Consider the following 909-nt stretch of genomic DNA (forward strand, 5'->3'; position numbering starts at 1 on the left):
CAGGTCGCGGGCGTCGAGGTGGGAACCGACACGGTCTACGGCTTCGAGAACGTCATCGGCGGCTCGGGCCATGACGACATCACCGCCTCCAATGCCGTCAACATCATCGACGGCGGCCTTGGCGAGGACGTCTTCCGCTTCACCTCGGTGGCGGCGGCCGACGGCGACACGATCTACGGCTTTGCGCCGGGCGACCGCATCGACTTCTCCGGCATCGACGCCAAAACCGGACAGGCGGGTGTGCAGCACTTCACGCTTTCGGCCGGCACGACGCTTTCCGGCGCCGGCCAGATCGTGGTGACGCATGAGACACGCGACGGTGCCGACGTCACCGTGATCCGCGGCAGTGTCGACGCCGACCCGGATGCCGACTTCGAACTGGCGGTATCAGGCACGCACAACCTCAAGGTCGCCGACTTCAACGGTGTCTCCTGAGCGTGAACGGGCTGTCCCGGCCGGCCGCTGACCGGCCGGGACATCATGCGGGCGGACAAAAGGGGATCTCATCATGAGCAAGAAGAAAGAGCCGCAACACAAGATCGGCGGCATGCGCGGTATCCTGATCTATCTCTTCGGCCTTTCCGGCCTCATCAACATCCTGGCGCTGACCGGCGCCTTCTACATGCTGCAGATCTACGACCGGGCGCTGACCAGCGGCAGCATCTCCACCTTGGTGGCGCTGTCGGTGCTGGCGGTCGGGCTCTATCTGTTCCAGGGCCTGTTCGACGTCATCCGCTCGCAGATCCTGGTGCGGCTCGGCGCCAGGCTCGACGCGCAACTGGCGCCGCTCGCCCACAAGGTGGTGATCGAGATGCCGCGCTTCGGCTATTCGACGGCGGAGGCGACGGAGCGCGGCCGCGACGTCGACACGCTGCGCGGGTTCCTGGCAAGCCAGGGGCCGGTGGCGCT

At 66.4% G+C, this 909-nt stretch carries 1 protein-coding gene and 1 pseudogene; both read left to right on the forward strand.

What is annotated here, in order from left to right; all coding sequences use genetic code 11:
• Positions 1-435: M10 family metallopeptidase C-terminal domain-containing protein (locus BC360_RS26345; RefSeq protein ID WP_139110210.1), on the forward strand; the 435-nt coding region annotated here is incomplete at its 5' end.
• A gap of 73 nt (positions 436-508) precedes the next feature.
• Positions 509-909, forward strand: a pseudogene (locus tag BC360_RS26350) (type I secretion system permease/ATPase); the annotation flags it as partial.

The sequence above is a fragment of the Ensifer sp. LC163 genome (genome assembly GCF_001695855.1).
Taxonomy (GTDB): Bacteria; Pseudomonadota; Alphaproteobacteria; order Rhizobiales; family Rhizobiaceae; genus Ensifer.